Source organism: Vibrio sp. DW001, assembly GCF_029016285.1.
Lineage (GTDB): Bacteria > Pseudomonadota > Gammaproteobacteria > Enterobacterales > Vibrionaceae > Vibrio.
In genome coordinates this window covers 534,741-551,108 of sequence record NZ_CP091976.1, presented here as the reverse complement: position 1 = coordinate 551,108, position 16,368 = coordinate 534,741, and the positions used below count along the sequence as shown (strand labels likewise).

Sequence of the window (16,368 nt, the reverse complement as noted above, 5' to 3'; positions counted from 1 at the left end):
GAGAGAAAAAATGGCAGATAAAGATGGTATGAAGTTGTCTAAAAATTTCGGTTTAGATATTCCGCAAGCAAATCAATCTTTTTATATAAAAGGCATGGATCATGTTGATTGGGGAATGAAAGACCGCCTAAGCCGTATTTTTAGACCTGATACAGGCAAAACAGTGATGTTAGCGTTTGATCATGGCTACATGATGGGCGCAACCGCTGGGCTAGAAAGAATGGATCTGACTATAGAGCCTTTAGCTCCTTACGCTGACGCTCTGATGGCTACAAGAGGTGCGTTAAGAAGCTGTATTCAACCTGTCCACAATAAGCCTGTGATTTTACGAGCAAGTGCGGGGAGCACAGTATTAAAAGATGACATGAGTCATGAGGTGATAGGTGTCGAAATTGATGATGCGATTAGAATTAATGCTTCTTGTCTCGCGGTGCAAGTTTTTGTCGGCTCAAATGGTGAATGCCAAAGTTTAAAGAACTTAGTTAATACGATTGATGCGGGGGCACGTTTTGGTGTTCCAACATTAGGGGTGACTGCAGTAGGAAAGGAGATGGCGAGAACGACTCGATACTTCATGCTAGCAACCCGTGTTTTAGCAGAACTTGGAGCCCACATAGTGAAAACTTATTACTGTGATGATTTTGAAAAAGTTGTGGCAGCATGTCCGGTTCCAATTGTTGTCGCGGGAGGTAAGAAAGTTACCGAAATGGAAGCATTAGAGCTTACATACAGGTCTATTCAAGCTGGTGCTGCTGGTGTTGATATGGGGCGAAATGTGTTCCAGTCCGATAGCCCAGTGGGCATGATAAAAGCCATTAATGGTGTTGTTCATTGTGGTCTAACACCAGTACAAGCGTATGACCTCTATGAAACTGAAAAAAGCGCTCAAGCTTAAGGAAGGCAAAGATGAAATTTTCACAGTTTTTATTTATCCCCGTAATCGTCGCATTTTTAGCATTTACCATTCAGATATTGGACCAATTGGTCTCTGGATTTATGCCTGTTGAAAATAATGTTGGATTTGGTTGGATAGCGTTCATAGCATGGGCGATGTACTTTATGGCGGGGTGCACAATTGAGGGAGGTAAGAAAGCCTTCTTCGGCTACATCGCTGGTATAGTGGCATCGGTTGCAATAATGGAACTGGGCGGCGTTTTGGCTAGCCTTGAATTCTTTGCATTTCCTGTCGCTGTTTTTATTGTGGTCATCTTCTGTATTTGCTTAGAACGCCTACCCCCATTTGATTTTGTTCCGGCTCTATTTGTTGGTGCGGGTACTTTCTTTGGATTTATGTCTTATGTTGATGGTGCAACCTATGTGTCAGCAACTATCACAGAGCTTATTTACTGTGTAATTGGCCTTGTTTACGGACTGATCACTATCGTGCTTCGTGGACGTTACGAAGCCTATATTGAAAACCACAGCCCAATACACGATATGCATGCAAGCAATTAGATTTTGTTTAGGTAGGTTTATTGTAGAGCCTCGGTCTCGGAGAACAGGACAGGGGCTTTTTAATTTGTGATACTTTCAATTCATTTAAGGTTTATTGGTCAGTGGATCAGTCGAAAATACAGTATATGACTGGCTAAATAGCATTCTATCCTTTGTCGTAATCTTTCGTATTCGCTGTAATATTACCTGCGAAATTAACCCTTTACTCGTTGCTGGTTACTTATTTCTTAATGCTCTTAATATCCTTTTCTTTTAATATTCAATAAGTAACAACTTAGCCATCCAATAATCCAAATAAAACGTACTGTCACAGAGTGTTCAATATACTGAAACACAACTGTCACATTTAAGTCCTAAAGTTACTCTCGTTCAAACAAAACAAATACGGCAACTATGCCCCTAAAGGAAATTGTGATGAAAAAGACAGTAATCGGTGCAATTGCACTTCTTGGCGCTCTATCAGTAACTCCAGTTTCAGCGAAAGAAACTATCTCAGCTGTAGGTTCTTCAAGTGTAACGCCACTGATGGAAGTTTTTGGTGAAACATACATGAAATCGCACGAAGGTGTTTTCATTGAGGTTCAAGGGCCTGGTTCTTCTGCTGGTGTAAAAGCCGCAAAAAATGGCTCTGCTGATTTAGGGATGGCATCTCGTAATCTAAAAGCATCGGAAAAAGAAGATTCACTTAAAGAGCTTGTGGTTGCACGTGACGGAATCGCGGTAGTAGTAAACCCTAAAAATAAAATCCAAGGGCTAACGGCTGCACAAGTAACGGCTATCTATAAAGGCGACGTCACTAACTGGAAAGATGTTGGTGGTGAAGACAAGCCAATCGTTGCTATCACTCGTGATACCGCATCAGGTACTCGTGGTGCATTCGAAGATATCATGAGCTTAAAGCAAAAAATCGCAGGTAAAAAAGTATCGGCAATCTCTCAACGTGCACAAGTTGCAGCGGGTAATGGTGCTCTAAAAACGAACGTCGCTTCTAACCCATATGCTATCGGGTATATCTCTCTAGGTACGGTTGATGCGTCTGTTCATGCGCTTGCAATTGACGGCGTTGATGCGACTGTTGTTAATGTTAAAAGTGGTGACTACAAAGTTGCTCGTCCTTTCTTAGTCCTCTACAGAGAAGGCAAACCTTCTGTTGAGACTCAAAAATTCCTTGATTGGATGGTTGCCGATGACGCGCAGAAACTTGTTGATGCGAAAGGCTACATCTCTGTTCAATAAGATAGACCATTTGTAATGATTGCTCAGCCCGCTAACTTTTAGGGCTGAGCCTTTTCCTTTTCCATATCGAATAATTCGAAATGTGAGAATTCTATATGACCATCGCGACAAATAGTGAAAAGCTTATGCCTAGCGTTAAATCAAATGGTTTACGTACGAAAAAAGGTGTTGATTGGAAAGAACGAATTTTCCATGGCTTATTCTTAACCAGTGCAATCATTGGTACTTTCTCCCTTGCAGTGATTGCTTATACCATCATTGTAGAAAGCATTCCCGCGTTCCAAGAAGCCGGTGTTACAGGCATCGTGTTAGGAACGAACTGGCTTCCCCCTGCGCTATATGGCGTATTGACGATGATCGTTGCCTCAGTAGTATCCACCTTTGGTGCCGTTATTGTTGGTGTGCCCGTAGGTGTTCTTACCGCTATTTTTATCGCGGAGATCGCCCCTAAAAGACTCGCGGATATAATCCGTCCAGCTGTTGAACTACTCGCTGGCATTCCTTCAGTGGTTTATGGTTTCTTCGGTCTCGTTATCATCGTACCGCTTATACAAAACGTTTTTTCTGTTCCCGCCGGTAACACCATTTTGGCGGGCATTATCGTTCTTGGTATCATGATTCTGCCGACGGTAATTACGGTTTCCGAAACATCAATTAGAGCTGTACCACATTCATACAAGGAAGGTTCCTTAGCTTTAGGCGCCTCTCGTGTGTTCACCATTTTTAAGTTACTTATTCCTGCGGCACGTTCAGGAATCATGACCGCGGTTATCTTAGGTATCGGTCGTGCTCTTGGTGAAACCATGGCGATTATTATGGTGATGGGGAACGCACCAGCCATGCCAGAAGGCATTTTGGATGCAGCACGTACATTAACGGCGAATATCGCGATAGAAATGTCATACGCTAGCGGTGTTCACGCGAGTGCACTTTACGCCACCGGCGTCGTGTTACTGGTATTTATTATGGTGCTAAATGCGGCACTGCTTTACTTGAACCGTGAGAGAGCGAAGTGATTATTATGGATACAGTAAAACTTAAACAAGCTCGCCAGAACAAGGATAAAGTTCTTATCACTTTAATCTGGGGCGCGGCGGCGTTAACGGTCGGTTTCTTGTTCTGGATTATTTGGTACATCCTTTCTAACGGCTTGCAATATGTAGACTGGGAGTTTATCTCTACAGATTACACTGCAACAGGTGAGGACAAGGGTATTTTCCCAATGATCATTTCAACCATTTATATGGTTATTGCCTCTATTTCAGTGGCCGCACCTTTGGGGATAATGACGGCGATTTATCTAACCGAGTATGCCAAAGTGGGCAGTCGCTTAGTTAAAATAATCCGTTTTTGTACTGAATCTCTAGCAGGTATACCATCCATTATATTTGGTCTGTTCGGTATGACCTTTTTTGTGGGTGTCCTTGGGTTAGGTTTCTCAATATTATCCGGTGCATTGACGTTAAGTATTCTTATTTTGCCGGTTATTATTCGTACCACAGAAGAGGCATTAATGGCGGTACCACAAACGTACCGCGAAGGGTCGTATGCGTTGGGTTCTTCAAAAATCTATACTATCTGGCGTTTAATATTGCCAAGTGCAACACCGGGTATTTTAACGTCGGTCATTCTTAGTATTGGTCGTGTAATTGGTGAATCGGCTCCGGTATTTTTAACCGCAGGCATGGTCGCGCGCGTACCCGAATCTCTATTGGATTCTGGTAGAACGTTAACCGTTCATCTCTATAAGTTAACGACGGAGCTATTTTCTGTCGATGAATGGAACCAAGCCTATGGCACAGCAACGGTACTTATTGTACTTGTGTTACTGATTAATATGGTTACCAAGCTTATTGCGAAACGCTTTAATACAGCGACTTATTAATTGAATTTCTCGCTGCAAGATATGATGGCATCGAGAAGAATTCGACGAAGGCAGAGACGAAAATATGAACAAATTTAACATCGAAAACCTTGACCTTTTTTACGGTGAGAATCAGGCGCTAAAAGCCATCAACCTACCTATTCCTGTTCGACAAGTAACGGCACTTATTGGGCCTTCAGGTTGCGGTAAATCAACACTGTTACGTTGCTTGAACCGTATGAATGATTTGATTGAAGGGGTAACCATTACCGGGTTATTAGAAATGGACGGTACCGATGTGTATGGCAATATTGATGTTGCAGACCTTCGTATCAAGGTCGGCATGGTTTTTCAAAAACCAAATCCATTCCCAATGAGTATTTATGAAAACGTAGCATACGGCCTTCGTGCTCAGGGTATTAAAGATAAAAAACACATCGATTCGGTTGTTGAAGGCTCTTTACGTGGCGCCGCATTGTGGGATGAAGTGAAAGATCGTCTTAAATCTCACGCTTTTGGGCTTTCTGGTGGTCAACAACAACGTCTATGTATCGCTCGTACTATTGCAATGGAACCTGATGTTATTTTAATGGATGAACCGACGTCGGCGCTTGACCCAATTGCAACGCACAAAATTGAAGTGTTGATGGAAGAATTGAAAAAAGATTACACCATTGTGATTGTTACCCACTCAATGCAGCAAGCCCGTCGTATCTCCGACAGAACCGCGTTCTTCTTGATGGGAGAGCTCGTTGAACACGATGATACAAAGAATATCTTTAGTAACCCGCAAGATGACCGTACGAAAGGTTACGTTAATGGTGATTTTGGTTAACAGAACCGATGATGGATTGGTGGCAACAGACACATTGCAATACCAATCTACAAAACGAATCGCACAACATTAGGAATGATATTTATATTGAGCATAACGTTACTCTGCTTGGTATAACGCCGTATTTATCGGCGAATAATGTAATTACTGGCAACCTATTATAATAATATGCGATGGAAACTTTTCCCCACTCGATGAGTGGGTTTTTTTTGACTAAAATTTGGTTTTACTTAGGATTTTGTGGACGTAAGTATCCGTTTATGCGGTGTGATTTTGCTCCTATTAGTGTCTCTATTCTTTTGTTTAGGTCGGAAACTGAGATTCTGTCCATTATGATTTTAGGGTTGGTATAAGCATCCAAGGAATAACCAAAGGTTAGGTAACGCGTTAGTTTATCTAAGTTGTCTGTCACGCCATTGTTTTTTTCTATATCGGTGGTGACTTGTTTTTTCGCCGTTCTCAACTCTTCTTCCGATACCCCATTGACACGAAGATCGGATAATAATTCATCCATCGCTTCTTTAGCTGAATGGACATCTTTTGGTTCTAATGTCATTTCGAACCATAATTCACTGGTGTTAACACCATCTATTTTGCTTAGGTTAACGGTGGGAGAGTAATCTAACCCTGTATCTTCTCGAATTAGTTTGTAATATCTTGAATCAACGATTTTGTAAATTAGCTCGTTAATAACACTCTCTTTAGTATCCGCTATCGATGACTGTGCTGAAAAATAGACGCCGTAAAGGACGGAATTCTCATTCGATGTTGCTCTATCGAACTCAGTTTTATGTGAAGAAAGCATTATTTCCTGACCGCTGTGTCGCTTCGCGGCATAATCTATATTAGCCACATATTGTTCAAGGTATGGTGTGAGCTCTTCTGGGGTTATGTCTGCTGCTAGAACGAGTCGGAATGGATGTTCAGTGCGAAATAACAAGTGATAAAGGTCTTCTAAAGAATCCGGAGTTACCGCGGCGATATCGTTCGGTGTTGAGCCCGTATTTGCACTGCCTATGCCGTATTGCTCTCTTTGTAAATCAAAATAATAGGCATCTAAAGGCGATTGTTGTAGGTTTCTCTTTTCATCTACGGTTCGGTTTTGTATTAAATCAAATTGGGATCGGTCAATCTGAGCTTCAGTCGCACTTAAATGTAACAGAGCAAAAGCATTGTTTAGGTTCTGATTTGTTGTATCTATTTGAAATCCGTGACTATTAATAGTAAAGAATGGATAGATGTCGGTTGCATGACTAATTAGATTTGTTTGCAGCTCGGTAACGTTTAGTCCTGCAAGACCGCTTTGTTGTAAGGTCTCTAACAACAGGTAGTAAGCAGGATTGAATCGCTTATCGACACTGAGCAATCCGCCTTCGCTGATATAGTTTATATAGACGTTATTTTCCGCTTGTTCCGATTGCGTTAGCCAGACTTCGATACCATTTTCTAAATTCCATTTGTGAAGATCCTTTTTTATCGTCTCGAACGACAATATTTTTCCAGCAGGAAGAGATATTGAAAGTGGTTTATTGGTGATTTCGGTTGGTTTTTTGTTGTTCGTTTGAGAGAAAATAGTATTGAATGTGTCGAAATGTTTATGTGTTGGAAAATGTGCAAAGTCTAACGACTCGATTAACGTTGGAGTGCCAAATATGATTTTTTGATGATCCGTACCGAGTGCCGTTTTAATGGTCTCATTTGTTTTGGCTAAGTTGGCCTCAGTTAAGAATTGTTGAAAGCTCTGTTTGGTATCTTGAATATATTGATAAGGGTTCCCGGTTAAAATAGAGGCTTCTTTTTCGTTAATGACCTCTAGAGACGTTCTATTATTATAGTCGCTCTCAATCTCATCAAATGCGTTGTTAAACGTCTGCAATACAATAGAGAATTCCGATTGGCTCATACCTTGGTCACGCAAATTGGCCAGTTCTGTTGCGAGAAATGCTTGCGATTGCTCTCTGTCTTTTTCAGAAAAACCGACTGTTATTTCTCCGTACTTAACTTGAAAAAGATCGAAATCGCCGACGAAAACATAATCAGTATTAAGTGATTCTTCATACGCTTTGCTCTCCAAGCGATACTGTATTGCTTGATAGGCAAGAATGTAATTAAGAATGCGTTGTTGGTCGAGTCGTGTTTGTTCTTGTGAAGTTCCTAGAGGTTGTAGTAGCGTTATTGATGCAGGTTCTGAAGAAGGGACTGCAAATGCTGTTGGTACAGTATCCCTAATGTGTTGCAATTGTATTTTGGATTTGGTCGGTATTGTGTTTGATGACCAGTCAGAGAATAAGTCGTTAACCTTTTGTTTTACTTTTTGTGGTGAGATGTCGCCAACGATAATGATCTCTGTATTGTTTGGAAGGTACCACTTGTTATAGAAATTGGTCAGCTTTTCTCTATTTATTGTTTTTATGTGGTCTTCACTTCCCAATGGGTTATAGCCAGAGAGTTCGGCTTCTTCTATAAGCTCGTCATATATTTGATTATATAGTGGGACCTCATTGGTATTGGTGACTCTAAACTCACCTAATACAACATTTTTTTCTTGTTCAATTTGGTCTGGTGATAACGTTAATCCATCGCCAATATCACGAAACCAAGTTAAGGCATCATCGAATTTGCGGTTGTCTGGCAATGACATTTGGTAACTGGTGACCTCATAGTCAGTATAAGCGTTGAGATCGGCACCAAAGGTTATGCCTTCTTGTTCAAATTTATTAATAAGTTGGTTGTCTTTAAAATGTTTGCTGCCATTAAAAGCCATATGCTCTAAAAAATGAGCATAACCGAGTTCGTTCAAGTTTTCGTTATAGCTGCCAACCTTGACAAGTAGACGTATCTCAACGGGTTCACCTTCCAAGTAATAAGAATAGTATTTTAGTCCGTTATCTAATGTTCCAGTGTGCCAGTTAGGATCTGAGATGATGGCTTTTGATGTTTGGATTGTTGAATAAGAACACCCAGAAATGAGTAATGAAAAGAGAACAAGTAATGTATTTGATAATACTATTTTTATAGGCTTCATACACGGTTAACCATCTGAATTAGTGAGAGATAACATAGATATCAGATCGTTGCTGTTGTCGTCAACTTAACGTGTTTAATACAGAAGTAATAATTGCGCTTTAATAGTTTGGGTTTTAACTAAGCGCTAAAATATTAAAAACAATAAACCAGCTTTAACTGGTTTATTGTGTGAAGTAAACGCTCTGTTTTTGGTTACCCTTTATGGCGTTTTGCTATTAGGGTAAATTTATAGTCGGTTGACTTAAAATAGTTGCGGCTGTATTCGAATACCGTTCCGTCCAATAAATAGCCACGGGTACGTTTTTCAATTATCGGTTGAGAAGGGTCTATTCCAAGTAAGGCCGAAACTTTTTCGGGCGGAAGCACTGGAACAATTTCCTGTTCGCTCCGATCGATTATCATACCTTTTTGATTTTCAATATAGTCATATTTTGAGTTTCGCATTACTTCATAAGTCAAATCTGGAAATAGACTTAGTGGCATCCATGTCTCTTCGACAGTAATAGGATTATCGTCCAAATATCGTACACGTTTGATATAAAATATGCGCTCGTTCTCTGTGATATTTAGATGCTCTGCCATACTCAGGTTGGGCAATGTAATTTCAAATGCAATCACGTCGCTGTGGGTCGCGACATTCAGATGCGCCCATTTTTCTTTGAAGCTAGTTTGTTGATAAATATCATAATTTACCTTGCTAGCTTTTACGTATGTCCCGCTGCCTTGAACGCTCTCTAACTCACCATTTTCGATGAGTAATTTTAATGCTTGCCTAACCGTGACTCGGCTGACTGAAAACTCTTCACGTAAATTGGCTTCGGTAGGCAGGGCTTCACCAACCTTATATTCACCGTTGCCGATTTTTTCGCGGATTGCATCAGAAATTTGACGGTACATTGGAAGTCTGGCCATGCCTACCTCTTTAATTTTGGCAGTGTAATTCTATATTCTTATTGTTTACATGATACAAATTAATTACGATAACACAACTCAAATCTAGTCATGTTTTCTATATTCAATACAACAAGGATACAAATTTGTATCAAAATGTGGTATTGATCACGGATAATTTGTATTGTTGGTGTATTATTCTTTCAGAACCGATAACGATTGTTTGCTAAAACTACGCTAGTTTTGATGTTTGACAGTGTTATCGATACTTATTTCTTTGACGATGATGAGACTGGGCCATGAAATTAACCACTATTACCGATGCGTCGCTAATCAATATAAAAACGACATTCACTAGTAAAGATGAAGCGATTAAAGCGCTTGCGGAACAACTTAACCAACAAGGTAAGTTACATAACCTTGAAGAATATCTTGAAGCTGTATTTGAACGTGAAGCACATGGTGCAACCGCTTTGGGTGAAGGTTTGGCCGTTCCGCATGGTAAAACAAATGCAGTAAAAGAAGCCGCGTTTGCAGTTGCAACCCTCACCGAAGAGTTAAAGTGGCCTGGTATCGACGAAGACGATGAAGACGAAGATGTAAACCTTATCTTTCTTATCGCTATTCCAAATGCAGAAGCAGGTTCAACCCACATGCATTTGCTTACCGCATTAACATCGACATTGGTTGATGATGATGTCCGTGAAGCCGTGTTGAACGCCTCTACAGCGGAAGAAATTTTGGCTATCTTTGATGCCCAAAATGAAGACGCAGAAGCACCGGTAGCAAACGTCGAGCCAACACCAACGCCACCATCAGAGATAAGTGCGAAGACAACATCACCTTCTTTCTTCGGAAGAGTGGCGAGTTGGTTTAAATCCTGAGTTTCCAGAGATGATGCTGAAGGCTAGCGGTCAAGATACACGCTATCTATTCTCCAAATCTCAGCACACATTGCGCCCATATGACCTTTTAACATTCTAATTTTTGCTGACGAGTAAGTTTCGAAGCCTACGTCTTTGAGTACTCTAATAGCGACCACATCAGGTAAAAACAATGACTACATCACGCGTTCATATTACTCCTCACATGCACTGGGATCGTGAATGGTATTTCACAACGGAAGAATCGCGCATTCTTCTCGTGAATAACATGGAAGAGATCATGCTTCGTTTAGAAAGTGATCCAGAATACAAATACTACGTACTTGATGGCCAAACTGCAGTACTAGAAGATTATTTTGCAATAAAACCACAGAATACTGAGCGTGTTAAAACCCTAGTCCAAGCAGGTAAATTGATTGTCGGCCCTTGGTATTCTCAGACGGATACAATGCAAGTATCGGGTGAGTCTATTGTTCGTAACATGATGTATGGTATTCGTGACTGTCTGCAGCTTGGTGATGTGATGAAGATTGGTTATCTGCCAGATTCGTTCTCTATGAGTTCACAGCTGCCGATGATATACAACGGTTTTGGTATCAATCGCACAATGTTTTGGCGTGGTTGTAGTGAACGTCATGGTACCAATAAAACGGAATTTTTGTGGCAAAGTAACGATGGCAGTGAAGTGACCGCGCAGGTTCTACCTCTTGGATACGCTATTGGTAAATATTTGCCAACAGATGAAGCAGGTTTGCGAGCTCGTTTAGATAAGTACTTCCCAGTCTTAGAAGCGGCTTCGGTTACTAAAGATATCTTACTTCCAAACGGTCACGATCAGATGCCGATCCAAAAGGACATCTTCGATGTGATAGATAAGCTCCGTGAAATCTATCCAGATCGCGAATTCCATATGAGCCGCTATGAAGAAGTATTTGAGAAGATCGAAGCAATGCGTGATCAATTAGATACAATTAAAGGCGAATTTAACGATGGTAAATACATGCGTGTTCACCGTTCTATTTCGTCAACTCGTATGGATATTAAACTTATCCATGCTGAAATTGAGAACAAAATAGTTAATATTCTTGAGCCTTTGGCTTCTATCGCTTGGACTTTAGGGTTCGAATATCATCATGGTCTTATTGAAAAAATGTGGAAAGAGAGTATGAAAAATCATGCCCACGACTCAATCGGCTGTTGTTGTTCAGATAAGGTTCACGCGGAGATTCTTAACCGTTACATTCTTGCTGATGATATGGCAACGAACCTTATTCATTTTTACAAGCGTAAGATTGTCGACCATATGCCAGCGCAGGGTGATTGCGATAAGCTCGCGTTTTTTAACTTGATGCCTTATGAACGTGATGACGTCGTCAATACGATGGTCACTATACGTGCTCAAGAATTCTCTATCTTTGATGAGAATGGCAACCAAGTTGAGTATTTTGTTCAAGATAAACGTCAAATAGACCCGGGCAAAGTTGATCGTCAAATCGTTCATTATGGTAACTATGACCCGTTTATGGAATTTGATATCCAACTGAACATTAAAGTACCCGCGATGGGTTACACAACACTGCATATTCAAGCCAATGAGAGCGGTACTGTAAAAGTTGCAGAACAGAAAGTAGATAAGCTTGAAAACAGTTTCTATAAAATTACCGTAAATAGTGATGGCACTTTGTCTGTCTTTGATAAAGAGACGAACGAAACATTCGAACAAGTCCTTCGTTTAGAGGATGGTTCTGATGACGGTGATGAATACGATTATTCGCCATCGCGTAAAGAATGGCTTCTGTATTCGAATGAGTTTGATGTAGAAACACGCATCAAACGTGAGGGTTTCCAATCTGTTGCAGATATCGCGTTTCGTATGAACGTGCCAGAAAATCTGACGGAACGTGAAGCTCGCACTGGTAAAAATGGTTATGTTGATGTCAAGTGCCAAGTGGTTCTCAAAGACAATTCACGTCGTATAGAAATCCGTATAGAACTTGATAACCAAGCCGATGACCACCGTATTCGTGTCCTCGTACCGACCCCCTTCACTCCAGAAGTGGTTGTGGCAGATAATCAATTTGGTTGTATCACTCGTCCCGTTGATGACCCTGCAATGCAAGTCTGGGAAGAAGAGAAATGGAAAGAAGCGCCTGTGCCTATTTATCAATTGATGAACTTCGCTGCGGTGCAAAATGACAACGCTGGTATGGCAATATTTACTAACGGGTTGCGTGAGTTTGAAGTGATTGTTGGTGAATCAGGGGTTCGTGATACATTCGCTCTTACTCTGTTCCGTTCTGTTGGCGTATTAGGTAAGGAAAATTTACTTCTGCGCCCGGGGCGGCCATCTGGTATCAAGATACCCGCTCCAGATTCTCAAGTACGGGGTAAGTTGGTATGTGAATTTGCACTCTTCGGTTTTGACGGTGATCATATTTGTGCAAACGTCATGGCGAAAGCGCGCGAGTATGTGACACCGATAGTCTGTTATAACAAGATTCCATACAATGCTATGAAGTTAAACGTTGGGGATCAGATTCTTCCGTTAACGTATAGCCTGCTTAACAAGGAGGAAGGTGGTGCTGTTATCAGTGTCTTGAAGAAGGCGGAAGATGACGATGCATTAGTCTTACGCATGTATAACCCATCTGAAACAGAACAGCTGTCGGACGACATTAGCTTTACTAACAATGTCAAAGAGTGGACTGAGGTCATGCTTGACGAAACAGTGAAAGTTGATGCGGAAGAGGTAACAGACGGTTCCGTTGGGGCGCTTGCTCAGTGCCAGGCGAAGACATTCAAAGTGAAGTTTTAAGCTGTACTTGCCAGTTACTAGGTCAAATTAATGTATCGGAACTGGCAACCCATTACCAATGTCACTAACACGACTTTATATCACCTGCGTTTGTTAGTCTCACCCCCGTAGAATAACGGTTTATCGTATTTGAATATCGTTTTATTGGTGACTTTTTGGCACGTCAGTACTTGGATTCGTCAGTACTTGGGTAATCCAATATTATGGGTCGTCAACCATTTGTGCCAAAGCTCATCGTAAAAGATGGGCTTTTTTCGTTTTGTTAATTGAAATGTGGCACTATAAACCTATAGTTAAACTTAACTTTAATTACTTCTACGTATGGACATTGAAATGAAAGTTAATCCGCGTTTTTTTACGATAGGCGAAGCGGCTCAGCGATGTGGAGTAGCGACGTCAACGTTACGTTTTTATGAATCCAAAGATCTGATCCGTTCTATCCGTACTCATGGAAACCAAAGACGTTACCATGCCGCCACATTAAGGACTATCTCAGTTATCCGTGCTGCACAGAAAGTGGGTATTTCGTTAGAAGAAATAAAACACGCGCTTAACGCCTTGCCGGACGGCAGACAACCAACTAAAAAAGATTGGGAAAAAATGTCTAAAAATTGGGCGAATACGCTCGATCAAAGGATTGCGGAGATGAAAAGGTTAAAAGATAATCTCGATTCTTGTATCGGTTGTGGTTGTCTCTCACTAAAAAGCTGCAGGTTGTTCAACCCTAATGATGAAGCGGCTTTACAAGGTGATGGGCCTCGTTATTTGATTGACGGAGCACCAGAAAAAGTGGTCTGATTATTGGAGTCAGGTGATCTTTCTCTGCGAGGTTACCTCGAAAGATCAATTGACCCTAAGCATGAGCGAAAGACAAGTCTTTAAGTGCAAATTAATAATGCCGTAAATAACGGATGATGCTTATACTTAGTTGTAAGGCACACGAAATTTTACATGGTGTAATGATGAAGCCTTTGTATTTGGTATTGTTGACGTTTCTTATTTTACCGAGATCGGCGTATAGCGACGATAAGCTTGAATACGCACGAATTGCTTATAGCCCCATTCAAAGCGTTGCTGAGAGACTACTTACCCTAGTGTATGAAAGGGCAGGTATAGAGATGACAATCACTCAATTGCCTGGAAAACGTGCCTCGTTTGAAGCGGGGATGGGTGAAAAAGATGGTGAAATTATGCGTATTCTTTCTTATGGGACAGATAAGATTGGCCTATACCGAATCCCGTATCCGTTAGGTTATGTAAAAACAAGGTTGTATGTACACAAGGATCATCAAGTTGTTGACGTTAATCGGTTAGAAGAATGCAAGCTAGCGGTAGTTAAAGGGGTCAGACATACCAATGAATTCGCCGCGGGAAACCCTTATATCTACTTCTTTAACAACGTGAATATACTGATGAAGCAGCTTGATAGAGGAAAAGTGGACGTTGCCGTTGTGAGTGAAATCAATGCTCGCTATGAATTTAAAAGGCACCCTAACACCAACATTGAACCTATACCTGAGTTGATAAAGGTCCAGGGTGGTTTTCATTATATCAATGAACGGCATTCAGAAACGATTATCCAAATTGAGCAGGTGATGAAAGAAATGACGGAGTCAGGTGAACTGCTGAAATTATGGAATCAATACGTTGAAGAACTGATTGAATCGAGTTGAATCTATGTTCTCAACGTATCGTCACGATAACGGGTTAAAGAGGCGCTAAACTCGGCTGCTCGGTTTTTTTTCTGGAGAGGTTTTTCTTTGCACTCTTAAGCAATGTAATCAAAGAATCTTCCTTCCAAGATAAGGTTTCTTCGGCATAAATAGACGCAATCATCGCACTTAACTCGTCATCTATTTGAGCTTTAACTGTCTGGTCTATGCCCGAGTTTTCTTTATACCATAACGTCATATTTGCTTGCGCCCTCAGTCCATCTCTCTCTTTGATTGAAGCAATTAGGTTAGTAAAAGTGTCGGTATCTTTATCTTCGACTGGTTTTTTGGGTGCATTGTGTTTACTCTTTTTTAAAAGGAGTACTAGGGTAATCAACCAAAGTACAGAAACCAATACGGTGAGATATGGCCAAATACCGGGCTCTTTGATAACGACGGTTTCCGTTGTAACTTGAACCGGCTGAGCGAGTTGATTGTCATTATAATCGAGTGTAATGCTTGGGTTTTCGTTTGGTTTGACAGCGAGAACCAAGCCAGCCAGTTTTTCTGTTTGTGCCTGTTTTTTTACTGTGTTCCACCAATTCAAAGTGAGTGACGGCAGGTTAACGTGACCTTTCGTTTTTGGAATGAGTACATGCTTAATCGTCATTGAAACCTGATTATCATCTTGTACTATTTTGGGCTGCTCATCGTAATAACGGATATCGCTAGGATAGTTAACTTTTATGTTCGGTAACTGTGACTGGGCGATTCCCTCCACAGTGATGACAATTTCTCGAGTAATGGCGGAACCTGCCGTCGTGTTTATTTCTTCCACGTTAGTTAACTCATTACCGTTATCGTCGAGCCATTTTTGAGATAGGGTGAGATTTGGACTTGGTAACCATGTGCCGACAAAGTCAGTTGGTTTATCCAGAACATGAAGAACAATTTGTTTAGAGTCTGTGTCTACGGGGATTAATCTTGTTGTGCCGGTCTGAGAATTTCTGTCTAGGATAGTAGCTGTAAATTTTGGGCTGGTGATAGAGTGCTGGCCAGCTTTGTTCGCTGTTACTTGGTAGCTTTGGTCAATAATGGTCGCTTCAATACCATCAATGATACTTAGATATCGATTCGCGGTGCCTGTTGGTTCAATATCGAGCCCTTCTAAAGCCGTCGGTGGAACCAATAATGGATCTTGTACCCGTCTTGCATCGGTTTTGATGATCAGTCTAGTATTTAACTGAGCGATTTCTCCGGGGTAGATCTCGTTTTTACTGAGCTGTGATTGATACACAACGAAATCATCAGATTTTGGCACCGCGGGGTCAATATGAGAAGTGATCGAAATAGGATCGGTCTTTTCTCCTTTCACTTGAAAAGAAGGTATGATTAGGCGACCGGCTTTAAGTGGGGCAAGGGATAGTGTCCATTCACTGCGTGTTGAGCGGGTGCCATTAAAGCTGTTCATCGAAGAAGAAAAGCTTGGTCGACCCATATAGAATTCTTTATCTAAAACAGTGAAATCTACGTCTCCAGAGTCTACTCGATTGTCAGAAACTATCTTGAGGGTAAATATGTCACCTTTTGCCATCGAATTACTGGAGACGGAAGCGATGACTGCTGCGTGTGATAACGAGCTTAAGAACAGCAGCAATAGGCTAGTGGTTGTTATAATGAGGGTGTGGATGTTAGGTTTCGATTTCATG

The 16,368-nt window shown here is 41.1% G+C and carries 12 protein-coding genes and 1 pseudogene; 10 read left to right on the top strand and 3 right to left on the bottom strand.

Translation table 11 applies throughout. From position 1 onward, the window contains the following. Positions 1 to 10 precede the first annotated feature (10 nt). The 6 genes from lsrF (at position 11) to pstB (ending at position 5,390) form a co-directional block, all read left to right on the top strand. Complete coding sequence (lsrF, locus tag L3V77_RS19840) at positions 11 to 895, top strand: 3-hydroxy-5-phosphonooxypentane-2,4-dione thiolase (protein WP_275137970.1); 885 nt, start codon at positions 11 to 13, stop codon at positions 893 to 895. Between the two features lie 11 nt (positions 896 to 906). After that, positions 907 to 1,455 carry a DUF1097 domain-containing protein gene (locus tag L3V77_RS19835; RefSeq protein ID WP_275137969.1) on the top strand — a complete coding sequence of 183 codons (549 nt, stop codon included), beginning with the start codon at positions 907 to 909 and terminating at the stop codon, positions 1,453 to 1,455. A gap of 414 nt (positions 1,456 to 1,869) precedes the next feature. Next, positions 1,870 to 2,691, top strand: a complete 822-nt coding sequence (locus L3V77_RS19830; RefSeq protein ID WP_275137968.1) for a phosphate ABC transporter substrate-binding protein — start codon at positions 1,870 to 1,872, stop codon at positions 2,689 to 2,691. Between the two features lie 95 nt (positions 2,692 to 2,786). After that, a complete protein-coding gene (gene pstC / locus L3V77_RS19825) occupies positions 2,787 to 3,707 on the top strand; it encodes a phosphate ABC transporter permease subunit PstC (protein ID WP_195705972.1) in 921 nt (306 codons plus the stop codon). 5 nt (positions 3,708 to 3,712) lie between these two features. After that, positions 3,713 to 4,576, top strand: coding sequence for a phosphate ABC transporter permease PstA (gene pstA / locus L3V77_RS19820; protein WP_195705973.1), 864 nt, complete (start codon positions 3,713 to 3,715; stop codon positions 4,574 to 4,576). Between the two features lie 64 nt (positions 4,577 to 4,640). Further along, positions 4,641 to 5,390 (top strand): phosphate ABC transporter ATP-binding protein PstB, encoded by a 750-nt coding sequence (pstB, locus tag L3V77_RS19815; protein ID WP_275137967.1) that lies wholly within the window; start codon positions 4,641 to 4,643, stop codon positions 5,388 to 5,390. A 226-nt stretch (positions 5,391 to 5,616) separates the two neighbouring features. Here the strand turns inward: pstB and L3V77_RS19810 are convergent, their stop codons facing one another. Then, positions 5,617 to 8,415 carry a M16 family metallopeptidase gene (locus tag L3V77_RS19810; protein WP_275137966.1) on the bottom strand — a complete coding sequence of 933 codons (2,799 nt, stop codon included), beginning with the start codon at positions 8,413 to 8,415 and terminating at the stop codon, positions 5,617 to 5,619. 194 nt (positions 8,416 to 8,609) lie between these two features. Next, positions 8,610 to 9,329 (bottom strand): GntR family transcriptional regulator, encoded by a 720-nt coding sequence (locus tag L3V77_RS19805; RefSeq protein ID WP_275137965.1) that lies wholly within the window; start codon positions 9,327 to 9,329, stop codon positions 8,610 to 8,612. Between the two features lie 278 nt (positions 9,330 to 9,607). Here L3V77_RS19805 and L3V77_RS19800 point away from each other — a divergent pair. From L3V77_RS19800 to L3V77_RS19785, 4 genes and pseudogenes are all read left to right on the top strand, one after another. Then, positions 9,608 to 10,057, top strand: a pseudogene (locus L3V77_RS19800) (fructose PTS transporter subunit IIA); the annotation flags it as partial. Positions 10,058 to 10,364: 307 nt separating this feature from the next. Then, positions 10,365 to 13,007, top strand: coding sequence for a mannosylglycerate hydrolase (mngB, locus tag L3V77_RS19795; RefSeq protein WP_275137964.1), 2,643 nt, complete (start codon positions 10,365 to 10,367; stop codon positions 13,005 to 13,007). 333 nt (positions 13,008 to 13,340) lie between these two features. Then, positions 13,341 to 13,805, top strand: coding sequence for a redox-sensitive transcriptional activator SoxR (soxR, locus tag L3V77_RS19790; protein WP_275137963.1), 465 nt, complete (start codon positions 13,341 to 13,343; stop codon positions 13,803 to 13,805). Positions 13,806 to 13,966: 161 nt separating this feature from the next. Further along, positions 13,967 to 14,680 (top strand): transporter substrate-binding domain-containing protein, encoded by a 714-nt coding sequence (locus tag L3V77_RS19785; protein WP_275137962.1) that lies wholly within the window; start codon positions 13,967 to 13,969, stop codon positions 14,678 to 14,680. Between the two features lie 34 nt (positions 14,681 to 14,714). On the opposite strand, the gene L3V77_RS19780 is transcribed toward L3V77_RS19785, so the two are convergent. Next, on the bottom strand, positions 14,715 to 16,367 hold the full coding sequence (locus L3V77_RS19780; protein ID WP_275137961.1) for a BatD family protein: 1,653 nt from the start codon (positions 16,365 to 16,367) through the stop codon (positions 14,715 to 14,717). Position 16,368: the final 1 nt, after the last annotated feature.

Bases quoted from the DNA above. Each gene is read 5' to 3' on its own strand.
- lsrF (WP_275137970.1), top strand. From the start codon at position 11: ATGGCAGATAAAGATGGTATGAAGTTGTCTAAAAATTTCGGTTTAGAT.
- L3V77_RS19835 (WP_275137969.1), top strand. From the start codon at position 907: ATGAAATTTTCACAGTTTTTATTTATCCCCGTAATCGTCGCATTTTTA.
- L3V77_RS19830 (WP_275137968.1), top strand. From the start codon at position 1,870: ATGAAAAAGACAGTAATCGGTGCAATTGCACTTCTTGGCGCTCTATCA.
- pstC (WP_195705972.1), top strand. From the start codon at position 2,787: ATGACCATCGCGACAAATAGTGAAAAGCTTATGCCTAGCGTTAAATCA.
- pstA (WP_195705973.1), top strand. From the start codon at position 3,713: ATGGATACAGTAAAACTTAAACAAGCTCGCCAGAACAAGGATAAAGTT.
- pstB (WP_275137967.1), top strand. From the start codon at position 4,641: ATGAACAAATTTAACATCGAAAACCTTGACCTTTTTTACGGTGAGAAT.
- L3V77_RS19810 (WP_275137966.1), bottom strand. From the start codon at position 8,415: ATGAAGCCTATAAAAATAGTATTATCAAATACATTACTTGTTCTCTTT.
- L3V77_RS19805 (WP_275137965.1), bottom strand. From the start codon at position 9,329: ATGGCCAGACTTCCAATGTACCGTCAAATTTCTGATGCAATCCGCGAA.
- mngB (WP_275137964.1), top strand. From the start codon at position 10,365: ATGACTACATCACGCGTTCATATTACTCCTCACATGCACTGGGATCGT.
- soxR (WP_275137963.1), top strand. From the start codon at position 13,341: ATGAAAGTTAATCCGCGTTTTTTTACGATAGGCGAAGCGGCTCAGCGA.
- L3V77_RS19785 (WP_275137962.1), top strand. From the start codon at position 13,967: ATGATGAAGCCTTTGTATTTGGTATTGTTGACGTTTCTTATTTTACCG.
- L3V77_RS19780 (WP_275137961.1), bottom strand. From the start codon at position 16,367: ATGAAATCGAAACCTAACATCCACACCCTCATTATAACAACCACTAGC.